A 17863-nucleotide genomic window follows, 5' to 3' on the forward strand; every position below is an offset into this window, starting at 1 on the left:
AGCAGCTGAGACTGGCGCTCTCAGGGTTTGGCTGAGGGTTGCAAGCCGTATTCACGGCCGGGACGGTCTGCCTGGAAAGTTTCCACCGCGCCACGGTCCTGCAGGGTGACGAAGACCTGGCGGCCATCGCTGCCACCGAAGGCGACATTGGTGGGTTTGCGGCCCTTGAGTGGCACCTCACGCAGCAGCTTGCCTTCCGGCGAGACCACCGCAACCACACCGGCGTCGTAACGGGCGATATAGAGATTGCCGTCGGCATCGCAGCGCATGCCGTCCATGCCATGGTCCTCGAAGCGGATCAGCAGGCGCTTGTTGCTGATGCTGCCGTCGGCGGCGCGGTCGTAGACCCAGACATTGCGTTGAACGCTTTCGTTGACGTACAGGCGCTGGCCGTCCGGGCTGACCTCGATGCCATTGGTGGTGCCCATGCCGGTTTCGAGCAGGTGCACACTGCCATCGCGGTCGATGCGCCACAGCTGGCCGTCATCGACCTTTGCCCAGTTGGGGTCGCTGGCATACAGCGTGCCGTCCGGAGCCAGGGCGATGTCGTTGGGCTGGTGCGCATCGGGCAGGTGGGCGAACACGTTGACGCTGGTTGAGCCGGGTGCCACGCGCAGGATGTTGTGACGCGGGTAGTCGGCGATATACATCGTGCCATCACTGCCGAAGCGGATGCCGTTGCCGATGCTGCCTTCGGGCAGGGTGAGGAACAGCGTTGCCTTGCCGGTGTCATCAACGCGGCCGATGGTGCCGTCCTTGCCGATGTTGACCACGTACAGCGCGCCATCCGGGCCGGTCGCCGGGCCTTCGATGCCACTGGTGAAGGTGCCATCGCTGACGTGGTCGCGGGCGATGAAGGTGTCGGCGGCCAAAGCAGTGCTGCTCAGGGTGATGAGCGCGAGGGCAGCGATGCGGGCGCGGGTGATCTGGCGGGCGATGGCGGTGACTTCCGTGTTGGTGGAAGCGCGAGTGTGCCAGAGGCTTGGAAGGAAGCGCAGTGTGGTTGCTTGGGCAACTTTGGCAACGGCGCAGGTAGTGCCGAGCCATGCTCGGCAGAGGCTTTACCGGAACAATGATCGGTAGTGCCGAGCCATGCTCGGCAGGGGCTTTGCCGGAACAATGAATTGTAGTGCCGAGCCATGCTCGGCAGAGGCTTTACCGGCACAATGAACTGTAGTGCCGAGCCATGCTCGGCAGAGGCTTTACCGGTAATGCCCATGCCGAGCATGGCTCGGCACTACAGGGAATCTCGAGGCAGAAGCTGCCCTCACCCCAACCCCTCTCCCGCTTCGCAGGAGAGGGGCTTCAATCACAAGCCTTTGGACCGCGGAGTCACGAACACCGTGATTTCCTCGCGGTCGTGATACAGCTGCTTGGCGCGGATGGTCAGTGGTTTGCCGGCCTTGTCGGCGAACAGCTCCAGGCAAAGGCGCGTCTCGTCCCAGCGCTTCTTCATCGGCAGCTTCAGATTGAAGATGGCGTGCTTGCACCAGCCCTCGCGCAGCCAGGTGGCCATGCGTTCGGCCACGCGGCGCGGCTGTTCGACCATGTCGCAGACCATCCAATCCAGCGGCGTTTCCGGCTGCCAATGGAAGCCATCGGCACGCAGGTGTTCGACCAGACCGGTATCCAGCACGTGCTGGCGCAGTGGGCCGTTGTCGATGCTGCTCACATGCAGGTGCTGGCGGGTCAGCACCCAGGTCCAGCCGCCGGGTGCGGCACCCAGGTCCGCCGCGCGCATGCCCGGCACCACCAGTGCCTCACGTTCTTCCGGCGTGAGCAGGGTCATGAAGGCTTCTTCCAGCTTCAGGGCCGAACGCGAGGGGGCGTCCGGCAGCAGCTTCAGCCGCGGAATGCCCAGCAACCACGGCGCGCTGTCGCGGGTATCGGCCACGCATACAAATGCGTGCGTACCATCGACAAACACCACATGCAGCCGCGGCAGCTTGCCGTTGGGCTTGTCGGTGAGCAGGCCGGCCTTGCGCAGGGCCGGCCGCAGGGCATTGCCGAAGGCGCGCGCCAGCCCGGCCAGCGGCTTGCCGGCGTCCGAATCGGGGTGTTCCACCCACAGGTCGCCAAAGCGCTGCTGGCCTTCCAGCGCGGCGATGATCGGGGTGATGCGGTCGCTGGCATCGAGCTGCGGCAGTTCAGCCAGTACCCGCAGTTTCTGGCGGGCGAAGATCAACTCGCGCCAGGGCAGGCGCTGGTCCAGCGCTTCGACCTCGTCGGTGACGAACATCACGTAGCCATCGTTGCGCTGGGTACGCGCGTAACCGGAAATGCCGGCATGGCCTGCACGTTCGTTCAGTTCGCCGGCCAGTTCCGGTTCAAAGCCTTGGCGGCAATAGCAGAGCAGGCCGGTCATGGAAATCCTTGGTGTGGAGCGGGTGGGCCTCTCCTTCTCCCGCCGGGAGAAGGTGCCCGCAGGGCGGATGAGGGTAGGTGATGCTCCGGTAGCAGACTGCATGAAAACTGCCGGACCCTCACCCCAACCCCTCTCCCGGTGGGAGAGGGGCTTCAGGTCAGTAGCGGGCGCCGTCGTTCTTGCCGTAGCTGTGCAGCACGGCGCGTGCGTCGTCGCGGTTGATGCCTTGCACGACCTCGATGCCGCGCTTGTTCAGCTCACCAGCCCAATCGGTGGGCAGCGGGCCTTCGTCGAACGGGGTCAGTTCTTCCACGTCGGCGGCGCTGGCGCCGATCAACAGGCGGTCGATGCCGGCCCAGACGGTGGCGCCATAGCACTGGCAGCAGGGCTGCGAGGAGGTGGCCAGGGTGATCGGCGACAGCAGCGCGTTCAAGCGCGGGGTGTTGAGCTTCTGCTGGGCCAGCATATAGGCCATGTTTTCGGCGTGTGCCAACGAGGTGGCATGCGGCACCACGCGATTTACCGCGGCGGCGATCACCTTGTGGTCGGGGCCGAATACCACCGCACCAAACGGGCCGCCACTGGCGTGTTCAACGTTCAGCCGCGACAGCGCGATGGCCAGCGCCACCTTGTCCGCATCGCTGGTATAGGCGCGGTCGCAGTCGACGGCGTCGTGAATCCAGACGGGGAGGGTGAGGTGAACCTGGGCGTGCAGCATGATGATGACCGGTGTTGTGGCAAAAAACGGCGGTCAGTTTAGCGGACTGGGGGGCTGGGGCGGGTTTGCGGGTGGGGCTTGTTCAGGTGTGGGGATCAGCCGCGCGCGCGGAACTGGAGCGGAGCCGCACTAAGCCCCCTCCCTTTCGCGTAGCGAAGGGGAGGGTTGGGGAGGGGTCGGCTTTTGCTTTGGGGTTTGCGGATGACGCGAAAAGCCCCCCTCCCCAACCCTCCCCTTGGCCTTCGGCCAAAGGGAGGGGGTTTAGTTCCCTTTGGCTGCGCCAAAGGGAAGGGGCTTAAAAGGCTTAAAATTCCGCGCCTACGGTCATGAAAATCTGCCGCGGCGCGCTGGCGTGGATGGAATAGCGGGTGCCTGCGGGATCGGTCGGGGCGAACGAGCTGAGCTGCCCGGCGTAGCGCTTGTTGGTCAGGTTGGTGACGTTCAAGGAGACCTTCACATTCTGCAGGCCCAGGCCGGGGCCGAAGCTGTAACCGCCGCCGGCGTCGAAGGTGGTTACGCCCGGTACCGACTGGTCATTGGTATAGGTGTAGTAGCGCTTGCCGGTGTACTTGCCGCGCAGGCTCGCGAACCAACCATCACGGTTCCAGCTCAATTCGCTGGAGGCCATGCGTTGCGGGGTGTCGACGGTGATCTTGCCGGCCACCGGCACGATCGCACCGCCGGAGAGGTAGTCGTTCTCGTAGGTGGTCTTGTTCCAGGACAGCGCGTTGTACCACTGCAGGCCCTGTGTCGGCTTGAGGATGAAGGTCAGTTCCGCGCCCTGGCTCTTCACCGAGCCAACGTTGATGAAGCGGGTGATGCACTCCGGTCGCGTGCCCACTTCAATGCTGGTGCAGGGATTGAGCGAGAGCAGGCGGTTGTCGAACATCACGTGATACGCGGCCAACGAGGCCTGGTACTTGCTGCCGAACGTACGGAAACCGGCTTCGAAGGTCTTGGACTTCTCCGGTTCCAGGCCGGCACTGGCGCCAAACGACTCCGGCGAAACCTGCAGCGGGCCGCCGCTGCCACCACCGACGAAGGCGGCGATGTTCTCGGCATACGAGGCGAACAGCTCATTGTTTGCATTGAGCTTGAAGCCCAGCCCCAGCTGCGGCAGCAGCGACTCCTTGGCGGTCAGCGTGCCCGACGCGAGCTTCTGCTCGGTGCCGGGTTTGGCCGTCGCGCGCATGCGGGTATTCGGGCTCTTGATGCCGATATCCACCGTCAGGCGCTGGTCGAGGAAGCGCATGCGGTCCTGCACGTAGAACTGGCGCGTGCGGATGTCGAAATCCTGATCAAACAGGCGGCGGTCCGGATTCTTGAGGTAGGTGTCGTCGAGGAACGGGCCGTCGATGTAATAGAAGTTGCGCTCGACGTTGTGGTCGTTCTGCTCGAACCACAGGCCGGCCTCCAGTTCATGGATGCCGACGTTCCACGACAGTGCAGCGGTCAGGCCCTCGCGGTCGATGGTGTAGTTGGTGCTGCGGATGGAAATCGGCAGCATGCGGTCGGTGCCCGGATACGAGGGCTGGCCCGGTGCCCACCAGTGGCCCTGGCCACGGTTGTCATGGTGGTAGGCAAGCAGCTTGAGGTTGAGTTCCTCACCCAGATGCAGGCTGGCATCGAGCGAGTACAGATTGTCATCACGCAGCGCACGGCTCTGGTAATAGGCATCGTCGATGCTGTTGACGCCGCCAGTGAAGGCGCATCGCGTGGCGTCGAAGGTCGCTGGCGCGCAGTACGCCGCGGCGACGGCGCGGTCCCAATCCGGCGCATAGATGTTCCAGTCGTAGCCCAGTCCACGCTGCAGCATGCTCTTGGACAGATAGGCGTAGTTGGGCTGGCTTGCCCGCGAGGTGGCAACGAAGGCGCCGAAACGGTGATCACCCACGTTCCACACCGCCTTGGCATTGAACTGGCGGGTGGTCTGGTTCTGGTGCGGTGCGGCCCACATGTCGGCATCCTGATGCACGCCGGAGACATAGGCAGAGAAGCCATTCAGATCGCCGGTATCCACGCGCAGATAGCCACGGCGCTGGTTGTCATCGCCAACGGTGACACTGGCGCGGCCACCGAATACGGTGGACGGGTCCTGCGAGAAGTACTGGATGGCACCGCCGAGGTTGCTGGTCGAGGCCACGCCCAGCGAGCCGATGCCCTGTGACAACTCGGCGCCGCCCAGGTTCTCGGCGATGATGGCGCGGGCGATGCTCAGGCCGTTGTAGTTGCCATAGCTGTTGTCGCCGAGCGGGATGCCATCAAGCGTATAGCCCAGGCGTGTCTTGTCGAAGCCGCGCAGGCTGATGGTCTGCGATTCTTCGTTGGCTCCGAAGGCGTCGTTGGACTGCACGGAGACACCGGGCAGGCGATCAAGAATCTTCTGGCCGCTGCTGCCCGGCGGCAACACCTGCTTGTCGACTTCACCGATGCGTTGCACCTGGCGGGTCTGGCCCTGGCCGATCACCGAGATGGTGTCCAGCGTCTGCGCGGAGGCGCTGTCGGCGGAGTCTGCTTCGGCGTAGGCGTGGCTGGTGCACAGGGCAAGCGTGATGGCGAGGCTGAGGCGTTTGGAAATCATGGTCTACCGTTCCGTGGGAGGGCCGGCGCGCGCCGGTAACGGAAGGGTGTCGGTGCTTTGTTAAACCCCGTTTACGGTGGCATCCAATTACGTTGCTTTGCACAGTATTGGTGACGTGATTCCCGTTTGACCCGGCTCGAATCGACTGTTCATTGCGGGCATGGTGACGGTGGGCGCAAAGAAAACGCCGCGACAATGCGCGGCGTTCGTTGTTGCATCCATGGACCGCTACATCAACCCATGTAGAGGCCACCGTTGACCGGATAATCAGCGCCGGTCACATACGCCGCATCATCGCTGGCAAGCCATGCGCACAGAGAGGCCACTTCCTCGGGCTTGCCAAGGCGGCGGATCGGCACTGAGGCCGCAAGCCGATCGAGCACATCCGGCGGGAAGCTGCTGATCGCCTGGCTGGCGATATAGCCGGGCGAAATGGTGTTGACGGTGACGCCGCGCGCTGCGACTTCCGCGGCCAGCGCACGGCTGAAGCCGTGCATCGCGGCCTTGGCGGTTGCGTAGTTGACCTGGCCGATCTGGCCCTTCTGCGCACTGACCGAGCCGATGTTGATGATGCGGCCCCAGTTCTGGTTGGTCATGCCATCGACAACCTGCTTGCTCAGGTTGAACAAGGTGTTGAGGTTGGAGGCGATCACCGCGTTCCAGTCCTCGCTGCTCATCTGCCGGAACAACATGTCACGGCTGCCGCCGGAGTTGTTGACCAGTACGTCGACTTCGCCCACTTCCGCGCGCACCTTGGCGAACGCAGCGGCGGTGGAGTTCCAGTCGGCGGCATTGCCTTCGGAGGTGATGAAGTCGAAACCGAGCTCGCGTTGTTCGCGGATCCAGTTGGCCTTGCGCGGCGAATCCGGCGCGCAGCCTGCGACCACGGTGTGGCCTGCGCGGGCAAGGGTCTGGCAGATGGCAGTGCCGACACTGCCCATGCCACTGGTGACGTAAGCGATACGTAGCGTCATTGTGCTCTCCAATGCGTCAGGTAGGTGCCGCTCAGGCGGCCAATGGATACAGGGCGAACAGCAGGCTGCCGGCCATCAGGATCATGGAGATCAGCACGGCCCACTTCAGGGTGAATTTCTGGTGGTCAGCGAAATCCACCTTGGCCAGACCAACCAGCAGATAGGTCGATGGCACCAGCGGGCTCAACAGATGCACCGGCTGTCCGGCCAGCGAAGCGCGCGCCATTTCCACCGGGGTGATGCCGTAGTGACCCGCCGCTTCGGACAGGATTGGCAGCACGCCGAAATAGAAGGCATCGTTGGACATGAAGAAGGTGAAGGGCATCGATGCCACCGCGGTGATCACCGCCAGGTAGGGTCCCCAGGCTTCCGGAATCACCGACAGGAAGCCCCGCGACATCGCCTCGACCATGCCGGTGTTGGACAGGATGCCGGTGAAGATGCCCGCGGCGAAGATCAGCGATACCACCGACAACACATTGCCGGCGTGGTTGACCACGCGACGGCGTTGCTCGGCCAGGTTCGGGTAGTTGATCACCAGTGCAATCGCGAAGCCGACCATGAACAGCACCGGCATCGGCAGCAGGCCGATCACCAGCGCCGCCATCAATGCCAGGGTCAGGGCGAAGTTGACCCACAGCAGCTTCGGCCGCTTGGTGTCTTCGGCGTCTTCCACCGTCGGCAGCGCATCGCTGTCATCGGAGACGCTGGCGTCCATCCACGAGCCACCCTGCGGCAGGGCAACCACACCGAGGCGACGGCGTTCCTTCATGCCCAGGTACCAGGCCAGTGCGAGGATGCCGGCGCAGGCCAGCACCATCGCCGGAATCAGCGGCACGAATACATCGGCTGGATCCACATGCAGCGCAGTGGCCGCACGCGCGGTCGGGCCGCCCCACGGGGTGAGGTTCATCACGCCACCGGCGAGGATGGTCACGCAGGTCATGCTCAGCGCGTTCATGCCCAGGCGACGGTACAGCGGCAGCATCGCCGACACGGTGATCATGTAGGTGGTGGAACCGTCGCCATCGAGCGAAATCAGCATCGCCAGCACCGCGGTGCCCATCACGATCTTCAGCGGATCGCCCTTGACGATGCGCAGGATGATGCGCACCAGCGGATCGAACAGGCCGGCGTCGATCATCACCCCGAAGTAGAGGATGGCGAACATCAGCATCACGCCGGTCGGCGCGATCTTCTTGATGCCGTCGAGCATCATCTCATCGAGGCCGGCACCGAAGCCGCCGATCAGGGCGAACACGATGGGTACGGTAATCAGGGCGACCAGCGGCGACAGTCGTTTGCTCATGATGAGATACATGAACGTCAGGACCATGCCGAAGCCGAGGATGGTCAGCATCATCTGCAGACTCCTAGAAGGGACAGGACGGGGAAGAGGTATTTAGAAATCGAACTGCAGGCGGCCGGTGACCGCGCGGGTGTGGTCCACCGTGGTATCGGTCAGGCGGTTGCGGTTGCGGCTTTCGATCAGGTTGAGCATGAAACGCAGGTTGTCGCGCAGGTACCAGTTGCCGGCCAGGGTCCAGGCCTCGGTGCTGCCGTTGCGCAGATCAGGCTGGCCATCAAGGTGCTGGTTACCGCGCATCTGGTCATAGCGCAGCGCGACTTCAAACGCGCCGGGCTTGTGGCGGATGTCCTTGATGCGGGCGAAGCGGCCGGTCTTGCGGTCGTAGCTGCGCGACTCGCCGGTGACGAACCAGCTGAACATGCCGTAGGCCGCCATCACTTCACCGCGTTGCGCGCCATCATCGAAGGTGGCGCCGCTGAGTTCGCCCTGCCATGACAGCGGGCCGCGCACCTGTGCGTATTCCAGCGACCACTTGTTGACGTCGGTATCGCGGCCGGCCGAGAAGTCGACCAGGGTCAGTCGACTTTCATCGGACAGATGGCCGGCCGGGCGCGGACGGATACGCAACGCAGGAACGCCGTTTACGCCGGGGTTGTCATAGGCCTCGCGGGCCAGCGACACGCCCAGGTGCAGCACGTCGCCTGCGGCCGGGCTCGGTGCCCAGGTGACACGACCACCGGCGGCGCGGCCCTTTACCTGCCAGGCATCGATGCTTTCCAGACTGTAGACGCTTGCCGCCCAGGTCATGTCGCCAGGATTGGCCTGCCAGGACGCGCCGAGGCGGTACAGCGGGGCAAGGCTGGTGCCGGCGCTGCCGCGCTCCAGGAAGCTGCCGTAGTTGGAGCCGGTGCGGTCGTCCAGCGAGTAGTACTGCTTGAACTGGCCGACGGTCAGGCGGCCGGCATCGCCGAAGCTGCGGCTGACGTAGACATCCTTGGCCTCGGGGCGGTCGCCGGAGAAGTCAGCTTCCAGCTTGTAGTCGACGACGAAGAACTTGCCGGATACATCCAGCCAGGCGCGACGGATCTCGGTGTCGTCCTTGTTCGGGGTGCCGCGATGGTCGTTGTCAAAACTGGCGAAATCCAGATGCAGGCGGCCGCCGATGGTGGCAGTCACCGGGCCTTCGTCTTCTGCGGCCAGCGCTGGAGCGCACAGGCTCAGCAGGACAGCGGCAGCGAGGCTGCGCTTTTGGAAAACACTCAGTTCCACAAACCCTCCCAGGTGCGCGCCAGGCGCGCGGCAAACATGGGCACCTGCTGGTGCGTGGGCGCAGTCTGGCCGGGACTAGCTGTCATCCGCCTGTCAAGGGTTTGTGCGGCGCAGCAACGCGCGCTGGCACTGCGCCTTTGCGGCTTCCGCGTTAGCATTCGCGCCTTCCCGACACTTTCCACCGCGATGCGCCTGCTGCTGGTTGAAGACAATGCGGACTTGGCCGATGCCATCATCCGTCGCATGCGCCGCAATGGCCACGCGGTGGATTGGCAGGCCGACGGCATGGGCGCAGCCAGTGTGCTGCGCTACCAGAGCTTTGATCTGGTGGTGTTGGATATTGGCCTGCCCAAGCTCGATGGCCTGCGCGTGCTGGCGGGCATGCGCGAGCGCGGTGACAGCACGCCGGTGCTGATGCTGACCGCCCGCGATGGCATCGAGGATCGCGTGCAGGCGCTGGACGTGGGCGCCGATGACTATCTGGGCAAGCCGTTCGATTTCCGCGAATTCGAAGCGCGCTGCCGGGTGTTGCTGCGTCGCGGCCGTGGCCAGGCCAGCGAAGTGGTGCAGATCGGCAGCTTCCAGTTCGACAATGCCGCGCACCGGGTCAGCCTGGATGGCGAAGTGATCGAACTGCCGAACCGTGAATTCCGCCTGCTGGAGATCCTGGTCGGCCGGCTCGGGCAGGTCGTCGGCAAGGATGAGATCGGCAAGGGCCTGTTCGGTTTCGACGACGAAGCCGGGCCCAATGCCATCGAACTGTATATCGGGCGGCTGCGCAAGAAACTGGCGGCTGCGCCAGTGCGCATCACCACCGTGCGCGGCGTGGGCTACATGCTGGAAGCCAGTGACGGCGTTACCGATGGCGACGGCTGAGGTCCGCACCTCCGGTTCATTGCGGCGCACCTTGATGCTGTATCTGGGTGCCTTGCTGGCGGTGTTCGCGGTGGCCTTGCTGTTTGCCGCACGGGACTACGGGCAGCGTGCGGCCAACCGTTCCTATGACCATCTGCTGGTGTCCTCGGCGTTGTCCATCGCCGATTCGGTGGCGCTGGTGGATGGCCAATGGCAGGTGGACCTGCCGTATGCGGCCCTGGACCTGCTTTCGATGGCGGAAGAAGACCGCGTGTTCTACCGCGTGGCCGACAGTCGTGGTCGCACCATCACCGGCTACGAGGATCTTCCCCTGGCACCGCGCAGGAGCGGCAGCCAGCCGCAGTTGTTCGATGCCGACTACAGTGGCGAGACGGTGCGCTTCGTGGTGGTCAAGCGCAGCTTTGCCGCCGCTTCTGCGCAGGGTGAAGTGCAGGTGCAGGTCGGCCAGACCCGTCGCGCACGTGCCGAACTGGCACAGGAAATGGTCAACCGCGCGTTGATCGCCATCGGCGTGTTATCGGCCTTGTTGCTGGCGCTGGTGGCCTTCGGTGTGCATCGCGCGTTCCGCCCACTGGTGCGCCTGGAGCGCGAGCTGTCGCGGCGTGAACCCTCCGACCTGAAACCGCTGGACTCGCATGTGCCGCGCGAGATGAACCAGATGGTCGCTGCCTTGAACCGCTTCATGGAACGCCTGTCCAGCAGCAACGAAACCCTGCGTGCATTCATGGCCGAAGCCGCACATCAGATGCGCACGCCGCTGGCAGCACTGCGCGCACAGGCCCAGCTGGCCTTGGACGAAGAAGAGCCCGAGGAGATGCAGCGCAGCCTGCGTGCAATCGAGCGAAACGCCACCCATATGAGCCGCCTGCTGAACCAGCTGCTCAGCGATGCCAGCGTCATCCATCGCTCCAACCTGCAGCGCTTCGCGCCGCTGGACCTGGTCGAAACCGTGCATCAGGCCCTGCACGAAGCACTGCCGCAGGCCGGTCCGGCACCGCGCGTGCAGCTGGCGGTCACCACCGGTGCGGTGCAGGTCAATGGCGACGCCCTGCTGCTGCGCGAGGCGATCAAGAACCTGATCGACAACGCGGTGAAATACGGCGGCGACGGCCCGCTGCAGATCGCTCTGACGGTGCAGGACACGCAGGCGGTATTGACCATCGCCGACCACGGCCCCGGGGTCAGCGCCGCCGATGCCGAACGCGTATTCGAGCGCTTCGGGCGCGGTGAAAACGCGCCGGCCGGTGGTGCCGGCCTCGGGCTGGCCATCGTCAAGCGCGTGGTTGAAAGCCATGGCGGCCGCATCGACCTGAGCAATCGGCCCGAAGGCGGTCTGGTCGCCACCATCCATCTGCCAAGGCATGCCGCATGAGCCGCTTGTTGATCCTGTTGCTGGGCGTGCTGTTGGCGCCATCTCTGATCGCCGCACCTGGCGATGTTCAGCGCTTCCCTGCGCAGGGCGTTGCGACCGAACAGCTGCGCATCCACGGCACGACCGATATCGAAGTGTTCGCGGTGGTGATCGCCGACTACCAGCGCCTGCACCCGGGCACCGAAGTCGTTTATGAAGACATCATCACCCAGGACCTGTACGCGCGTTTCCTGCGCGAGCGCAACACCGCGCGCACGCCCGATCTGCTGATTTCCAGCGGCATGGATCTGCAGACCAAACTGGTCAACGATGGCCATGCACTGCCACATCGTTCGCCGCAGACCGAAGCCGTGCCTTCCTGGGCGAAGTGGCGCAATGAAGCCTTCGGCATCAGCTACGAGCCGGTGGCGATGGTCTACAACACACGGACCTTGCCGGTCGCAAAAGTGCCGCACACGCGCCGCCAGCTGCTTGACCTGCTACGTGCCGAAGGCACACCGCTGCGCGGCAAGGTCGGCACCTACGATATCGAACGCAGCAGCGTCGGCTATCTGCTGGCGACCCAGGATGCACAGCGTGGCAGCATCGCTGGCGCCTTGCTGGGCGCATTGGGTGACAACGGCGTGGTGCGCGAGGAGCGTACCGGCGTGCTGTTGGACCAGGTCAGCAGCGGCAAGCTGTCGCTGGTCTACAACGTACTGGGTTCCTACGCGCAGGCGCGTATAGATGCTGGTGCGCCCTTGGGAATCGTCGAGCCGGAGGACTACACGCTGGTGGTGCTGCGCACGGCGGTGATTCCGCGCAACAGCCCGCACCCTGCCGAAGCCAAGCGCTTCCTCGACTACCTGTTGTCGGCGCGCGGCCAGCAGGTGCTGTCGCGCGAGGCGCGGCTGATGCCGATCATCCGCAACGGTGGCGGTGACAGCGATCCCGGCCAGAACCGGCGGCCGATCCAGCTTGGGCCCGGCTTGCTGGTGTATCTGGATGCGCTCAAGCGGCGCCAGTTCCTGGATGCCTGGCGCAGCAGCGTTGAGCCCAAGCCGCGCTGAGTGTGGCTCAGCGTAGCGGGATGGGGTGTTCGCTGGTTGGCGCAGCACCGTAGCCCGGGTAAGCGCAGCGCACCCGGGAAAAGGATCCAGTGATCCTTCAGGCGCTCTGCAACCGGCCCCGGGTGCCCTGCGCTTACCCGGGCTACGCGACTGCGGTTGCTGGCGTTTCCCGCTGAAGCAGGGTGCTTCTCACGCGCCGAGTCACGCGAGCTCAGCGCACTGGCGCAGGGTTCTCGTTCAACGGTTGGCGCAGGGAGTTGCCGCCGCCCGCTGCCGCGCATTTGCCCTGCACGCAGCTGCAGCCTTGGATCTCAGGGAAACCGCAGACACTCATCATGCCCTTGGCCTGGCAGCTGGCCTGCACCCCGGCCGGATCGGTAGGGCTGTTGACGTTGACGCAGGCCGGGTAATAGCCGCAGCAGTTGCCGACGTTCTTCACGGTGCAATCGGCGTCGACCTTGCAGCTGCTGTCGACCACGATGGGTGTGGCGGCAGGTTTGGCTGGTGGTGAGTGTTCGCTGGCGGGGACCGGCGCGGGCGTTTGCGAGGTGACCGGCGCAGTGGCGGCCGGTGAGCTGCAGGCGGTGATCGCAAGCAGCAAGCAGAGCAGCAGTGACAGACGGTACATGGGCGAATCCTGTTCCGGGCACGCGGCCATGGTAGCCGCGGGCCATGTGAGCAGGGGGTTACCGGGCTGTCAGCCGGCAACCCCGCCCAGCCTGATCAGGCCGACCAGGTATCGCGCAGGGTCACGCTGCGGTTGAACACTGGCTTGGCCGGGGTGTGGTCGCGACGGTCGGCGACGAAATAGCCGGTGCGCTCGAACTGGTAGCTCTGTTCCGGTGCGGCCAGGGCTGCGGCCGGTTCGACGTAGCCGGTGACGACCTTGCGCGATTCCGGGTTCAGGTAATCGCGGTAGGTCTTGCCGTCGGATTCATCGTCCGGGTTGGCCACCGAGAACAGGCGGTCGTACAGACGCACTTCGGCTTCCACCGCGTGCTGGGCGCTGACCCAATGGATGGTGCCCTTGATCTTGCGGTTGGCGCCTTCCATGCCCGGGCGCGATTCCGGGTCCAGCCAGCCGCGCAGCTCGACGATCTCGCCAGCGTCGTTCTTGATCACTTCATCGACGCGGGCGATGCCTGCGCCACGCAGGCGCACTTCGCCGCCCGGGACCAGACGCTTCCAGCCCTTGGGCGGTACTTCGGCGAAGTCTTCGCGCTCGATCCACAGCTCGCGCGAGAACGGTACTTCGCGGCTGCCGAAGCTTTCGTCCTTCGGGTGGTTGCTGAAGGTGAGCGCTTCTTCGTGGCCTTCCGGCAGATTGGTCAGCACCAGCTTGAGCGGATCGATGACCGCCATGCGGCGTGCGGCGGCGCTGTCCAGGTCTTCGCGCAGGGCGCCTTCCAGCACGCTGAAATCGATCAGCGAGTTCTGCTTGGAAATACCCACGCGCTCGGCGAACAGGCGCATCGCCGCCGGGGTGTAACCACGACGACGCAGGCCCTGCAGGGTCGGCATGCGCGGGTCTTCCCAACCATCGACCAGATTTTCGGTGACCAGCGCCATCAGCTTGCGCTTGCTCATCACCGTGTAGTTGATGTTCAGGCGCGAGAACTCGATCTGGCGCGGCTTGGCGGCTTCGCGCGGCAGGCCCTTGTCGACCAGCGGCTGGGTCAGCGCGTTGTCGTGGGCGTAGTCGACGTTGTCCACGCACCAGTCGTACAGCGGGCGGTGGTCTTCGAATTCCAGCGTGCACAGCGAGTGGGTGATGCCTTCCAGCGAATCGCCCAGCGCATGCGCGAAGTCATACATCGGGTAGATCGGCCAGGCATTGCCGGTGTTCTGGTGCTCGACGTGCTTGATGCGGTAGATCGCCGGGTCGCGCAGGTTGATGTTGCCGCTGGCCATGTCGATCTTGGCGCGCAGGGTGCGGGCGCCATCGGCGAACTCACCGGCACGCATGCGCGCGAACAGGTCCAGGTTCTCCTCGACGCTGCGCTCGCGGTACGGCGAGGGGCGGCCCGGCTCGGTCAGGGAGCCGCGGTAGGCGCGCACTTCCTCGGCCGACAGGTCGCAGACATAGGCCTTGCCGTCGCGGATCAGCTTCTGTGCGGCCAGGTAATACGCGTCGAAGTAGTCCGAGGCGTGGCGCAGCTCGTTCCACTCAAAGCCCAGCCAGCGCACGTCGTCCTGGATGGCGTTGACATACTCGGGGTCTTCCTTGGCTGGGTTGGTGTCGTCGAAACGCAGGTTGCAGACGCCGCCGAACTCGCCAGCGATGCCGAAATTCAGGCAGATCGATTTGGCGTGGCCGATATGCAGGTAGCCATTGGGCTCCGGCGGGAAACGGGTCTTGATGGCGGTGTGCTTGCCGCTGGCCAGGTCCTCGCGGACGATCTGACGGATGAAATCGCGCTTTTCGGGGGCGTTTTCCGGCGTGGCGACGACAGCAGGCGTGTTCTCGGACATGGGGGACGCAGCGTATTGAAGTAAACCGCAAGTTTAGCCGAGCCGGGCAGAGGTTGCCGGGACAGGGCTATGCTGGACCCTTCCGTCCCCCGGGTTTGCTGCTGATGGACCGTCCGGTTCTGGTGATAGGCAACAAGAATTACTCCTCCTGGTCCCTACGGCCCTGGCTGTTGCTGCGCCATTTCGGGGTCGATTTCGACGAGGTGCGGCTGGCCCTGGGCAGCCCCGGCTTTGCCAGCCAGGTGCAGCAGTATTCGCCCACCGGCAAGGTGCCGGCGCTGCACGACGGTGCGCTGCAGCTCTGGGATTCGCTGGCCATCTGCGAGTATGCCAACGAGCGCTGGCTGGGCTGGCGTGGCTGGCCAGCCGATCCGGCGCAGCGGGCGCTGGCGCGGGCGGCGGCTGCGGAAATGCATTCAGGTTTCACCGCGCTGCGCACTCAGCTGCCGATGAACAGCCGCCGCCAGCCGGATGGCTACCATTGGGACGCGGCCGCCCAGGCCGATATCGCCCGCATCCACGCCCTGTGGACAACGCTGCGGCGCCAGCAGGGGGCAGGCGGGGACTACCTGTTTGGCCCGTTCGGCATCGTTGATGCGATGTTTGCGCCGGTGGCAGTACGGTTTGACGGCTATGGCGTGGCGGTGGAGGGCGCGGCGGCCGACTACTGCCAGCGCCTGCTGGCCTTGCCGGCGCTGCGCGAATGGCGCGAGGCCGCGGCCCTGGAAACGGAGGGCTATGCCGCCACCGATGCCCTGCGCAAACCGCTGTGAACGGAGCACCCCATGCAACTGATCTACCAGAGCAACAACCTGTTCGACGCGCACCTGGTCAAGCACGCGCTGGAGGATGCGGGCATCCCGGCCTTCGTGTTTGGTGAGTCGCTGTTGGGGGCCGGCGGCGAACTGCCCTTGTTCGGCCTGCTGCGGGTCTGCGTGCCGGATTCGGCCACGCCCGAGGCCGAGGACATCGTGGCCGCGCTGGGCTTGGACGATGGCCCTGCCGACCCCATCTTGGATGACGATGAAGCGCCGGGGTTCCTCCCGGCCTGAGGAGCGGACATGTTGGGAATCGGCCAGGGAATACTGGGTATCGGCGCGTTCAAGCAGCGCCTGCCGCGCCCGGAAGAAGCGCTGCCGGGGCGGGACACGCCGCTGCCCCTGCACAACCAGCATTTCGTCAACGGCCAGCCCCTGCGGGCCGATTTCAACGGCTTGCAGGTGCTGGACGTGGGCTTGGGCTGTTTCTGGGGTGCCGAGCGCAAGTTCTGGCAGCTGCCGGGCGTGGTGACCACGGCGGTGGGCTACCAGGGCGGCGTCACCCCGAACCCGACCTATGAGGAGGCCTGCTCCGGTCTTACCGGCCATACCGAAGTGGTACGGGTGGTATTTGATCCGGCAAAGGTGGCGCTGGAGACGGTGCTGCGCACCTTCTGGGAGAACCACGACCCTACCCAGGGCATGCGCCAGGGCAACGACACCGGCACCCAGTACCGCTCGGCGCTCTACTGCCATACGCGGGCGCAGTACGAGGCGGCCATTGCAAGCCGCGATGCCTACCAGCAGCAGCTGACGGCTGCCGGCTATGGGGCGATCACCACCGAGATCGTGTTCCCGGCACCGCCGTTCTACTACGCCGAGGACTACCACCAGCAGTATCTGGCGAAGAATCCGAACGGCTATTGCGGCATCGGCGGCACCGGCGTGAGCTGCCCGATTGGTCTGGATGTCTGAGCTATGAGTGCCACGCCGCGCTGTTTATTGGTGGTGTGGCACAGCTTCACCGGCGCTACTGCGGCGATGGTTGACGCAGTTTTGGACGGTGCCCGTGCAAGTGCGGGTGATGCGGTGCAGGTGATTGCGTTGCGTGCTGCAGATGCCGGTGCCGAGGATGTGCTTGCCGCCGATGCGGTGGTGTTTGCCACGCCGGAGACATTGGCCTCGATGAGCGGGGCGATGAAGGATTTCTTTGACCGCAGCTATTACCCGCTGTTGGGGCGCTGCGAGGGCAAGCCGTATGCGCTGCTGGTGTGCGCGGGCTCGGATGGCCAACCAACGATCGCGCAGTTGCGCAGGGTGGCTTTGGGGTTGCGTTTGAAAGAGGTGGCCGAGCCGGTGCTGGTGTGTACGCAGGCACAGACGGCGGAGGCGATTGTTGCCGAGAAGACGCTGCCTGAGTCGAAGTTGGCGCGAGGCCGAGAGTTGGGTGCGCTGTTGGCAGCAGGGCTGGAGCTTGGCATTTTTTAAAGCCCCTCTCCCAATGGGAGAGGGGTTGGGGTGAGGGTGCCTTGCAGCTAGGCTTCGCACCTACCCTCATCCGCCCCTTCGGGGCATCCCCGCCTTCGCGGGGACAGGCTCTTCTCCCGAAGGGAGAAGGGAGTGGTCAGGCATAGCTTTGGCTATCAGCCGCCCAACTCATCCGCAATCCGCTGACGCAAGGTCTGCAGATCCTTGGCAAATGCTTCGATACCGGTTGCCAGCTTCTCGGTGGCCATCGGATCGGCGGCCATGTCCGCGTCGAACTTCGTTTCATCGATCGCAGCGATGTTCACCGCTTCGGCAGCACCCGCCACCAGCTTGCGCGGCAGCTCGCCGAAGTCCGCGTCCAGCTTCTCCAGCAGGTCCGGCGAGATCGTCAAACGGTCGCAACCAGCCAGCGCTTCGATCTGCGCGGTCGAGCGGAACGAGGCGCCCATCACCACCGTGCTGGAACCACGGCGCTTGAATTCGGCAAACACGCCGCGCACGAACTGCACGCCCGGGTCTTCGTCAATGTTGGCCGGGGTCTGGCCGTTGGCCACGTACCAGTCCAGGATGCGGCCGACGAACGGAGAGATCAGGAAGGCACCGGCTTCCGAGCAGGCCAGGGCCTGGGTCGG

17 protein-coding genes are annotated in these 17863 nt (G+C 64.9%); 7 read left to right on the top strand and 10 right to left on the bottom strand.

Annotation, left to right across the window (positions count from 1 at the left end; all coding sequences use genetic code 11):
- Positions 1-20 precede the first annotated feature (20 nt).
- The 7 genes from B2527_RS15065 to B2527_RS15095 form a co-directional block, all read right to left on the bottom strand.
- Positions 21-926, bottom strand: a complete 906-nt coding sequence (locus B2527_RS15065) for an SMP-30/gluconolactonase/LRE family protein (RefSeq protein WP_414717108.1) — start codon at positions 924-926, stop codon at positions 21-23.
- Between the two features lie 383 nt (positions 927-1309).
- Positions 1310-2365: a 23S rRNA (cytidine(2498)-2'-O)-methyltransferase RlmM gene (gene rlmM / locus B2527_RS15070; protein ID WP_293715314.1), complete on the bottom strand. Its 1056-nt coding sequence runs from the start codon at positions 2363-2365 to the stop codon at positions 1310-1312.
- Between the two features lie 157 nt (positions 2366-2522).
- On the bottom strand, positions 2523-3083 hold the full coding sequence (locus B2527_RS15075; RefSeq protein ID WP_293715317.1) for a nucleoside deaminase: 561 nt from the start codon (positions 3081-3083) through the stop codon (positions 2523-2525).
- A gap of 304 nt (positions 3084-3387) precedes the next feature.
- Positions 3388-5664: a TonB-dependent receptor gene (locus B2527_RS15080; RefSeq protein WP_293715320.1), complete on the bottom strand. Its 2277-nt coding sequence runs from the start codon at positions 5662-5664 to the stop codon at positions 3388-3390.
- 233 nt (positions 5665-5897) lie between these two features.
- Positions 5898-6638, bottom strand: a complete 741-nt coding sequence (gene phbB, locus B2527_RS15085) for an acetoacetyl-CoA reductase (RefSeq protein WP_293715323.1) — start codon at positions 6636-6638, stop codon at positions 5898-5900.
- A gap of 31 nt (positions 6639-6669) precedes the next feature.
- Positions 6670-7998 carry a CitMHS family transporter gene (locus B2527_RS15090; protein WP_293715372.1) on the bottom strand — a complete coding sequence of 443 codons (1329 nt, stop codon included), beginning with the start codon at positions 7996-7998 and terminating at the stop codon, positions 6670-6672.
- A gap of 42 nt (positions 7999-8040) precedes the next feature.
- Complete coding sequence (locus B2527_RS15095) at positions 8041-9216, bottom strand: OprO/OprP family phosphate-selective porin (RefSeq protein WP_414717105.1); 1176 nt, start codon at positions 9214-9216, stop codon at positions 8041-8043.
- 186 nt (positions 9217-9402) lie between these two features.
- Here B2527_RS15095 and B2527_RS15100 point away from each other — a divergent pair, with 186 nt between their 5' ends.
- The 3 genes from B2527_RS15100 to B2527_RS15110 are packed head-to-tail and all read left to right on the top strand — an operon-like array spanning position 9403 to position 12513.
- On the top strand, positions 9403-10092 hold the full coding sequence (locus B2527_RS15100; RefSeq protein ID WP_293715326.1) for a response regulator transcription factor: 690 nt from the start codon (positions 9403-9405) through the stop codon (positions 10090-10092).
- Positions 10079-11464, top strand: a complete 1386-nt coding sequence (locus tag B2527_RS15105; protein ID WP_293715329.1) for a sensor histidine kinase — start codon at positions 10079-10081, stop codon at positions 11462-11464. The genes B2527_RS15100 and B2527_RS15105 overlap by 14 nt, the downstream gene beginning before the upstream one ends.
- Positions 11461-12513 (top strand): ABC transporter substrate-binding protein, encoded by a 1053-nt coding sequence (locus B2527_RS15110; protein ID WP_293715331.1) that lies wholly within the window; start codon positions 11461-11463, stop codon positions 12511-12513. Before B2527_RS15105 ends, B2527_RS15110 begins: the two co-directional genes overlap by 4 nt.
- 211 nt (positions 12514-12724) lie before the next feature.
- Here B2527_RS15110 and B2527_RS15115 read toward each other — a convergent pair whose 3' ends face one another.
- Together B2527_RS15115 and B2527_RS15120 are read right to left on the bottom strand one after the other, a co-directional pair.
- Positions 12725-13141, bottom strand: a complete 417-nt coding sequence (locus tag B2527_RS15115; protein WP_293715334.1) for a hypothetical protein — start codon at positions 13139-13141, stop codon at positions 12725-12727.
- A gap of 95 nt (positions 13142-13236) precedes the next feature.
- The gene (locus tag B2527_RS15120; RefSeq protein ID WP_293715337.1) at positions 13237-14985 is read right to left on the bottom strand and encodes a glutamine--tRNA ligase/YqeY domain fusion protein; all 1749 of its coding nucleotides are present in this window, start codon (positions 14983-14985) and stop codon (positions 13237-13239) included.
- A gap of 104 nt (positions 14986-15089) precedes the next feature.
- On the opposite strand from B2527_RS15120, the gene B2527_RS15125 reads away from it, so the two are divergent.
- The 4 genes from B2527_RS15125 to B2527_RS15140 are packed head-to-tail and all read left to right on the top strand — an operon-like array spanning position 15090 to position 17231.
- Positions 15090-15758: a glutathione S-transferase family protein gene (locus tag B2527_RS15125; protein WP_293715340.1), complete on the top strand. Its 669-nt coding sequence runs from the start codon at positions 15090-15092 to the stop codon at positions 15756-15758.
- A 12-nt stretch (positions 15759-15770) separates the two neighbouring features.
- Positions 15771-16037, top strand: a complete 267-nt coding sequence (locus tag B2527_RS15130) for a DUF2007 domain-containing protein (RefSeq protein ID WP_293715343.1) — start codon at positions 15771-15773, stop codon at positions 16035-16037.
- A gap of 30 nt (positions 16038-16067) precedes the next feature.
- Positions 16068-16718, top strand: a complete 651-nt coding sequence (msrA, locus tag B2527_RS15135) for a peptide-methionine (S)-S-oxide reductase MsrA (protein WP_293715378.1) — start codon at positions 16068-16070, stop codon at positions 16716-16718.
- A 3-nt stretch (positions 16719-16721) separates the two neighbouring features.
- Positions 16722-17231, top strand: a complete 510-nt coding sequence (locus B2527_RS15140; RefSeq protein ID WP_293715346.1) for a flavodoxin family protein — start codon at positions 16722-16724, stop codon at positions 17229-17231.
- Between the two features lie 155 nt (positions 17232-17386).
- On the opposite strand, the gene B2527_RS15145 is transcribed toward B2527_RS15140, so the two are convergent.
- Positions 17387-17863 (bottom strand): transaldolase family protein (locus B2527_RS15145; protein ID WP_293715349.1); only part of this gene is annotated, 477 nt, incomplete at its 5' end.

Origin of the sequence: Stenotrophomonas sp. UBA7606 (genome assembly GCF_002477705.1) — a bacterium.
In the GTDB taxonomy this organism is placed as follows: domain Bacteria; phylum Pseudomonadota; class Gammaproteobacteria; order Xanthomonadales; family Xanthomonadaceae; genus Stenotrophomonas.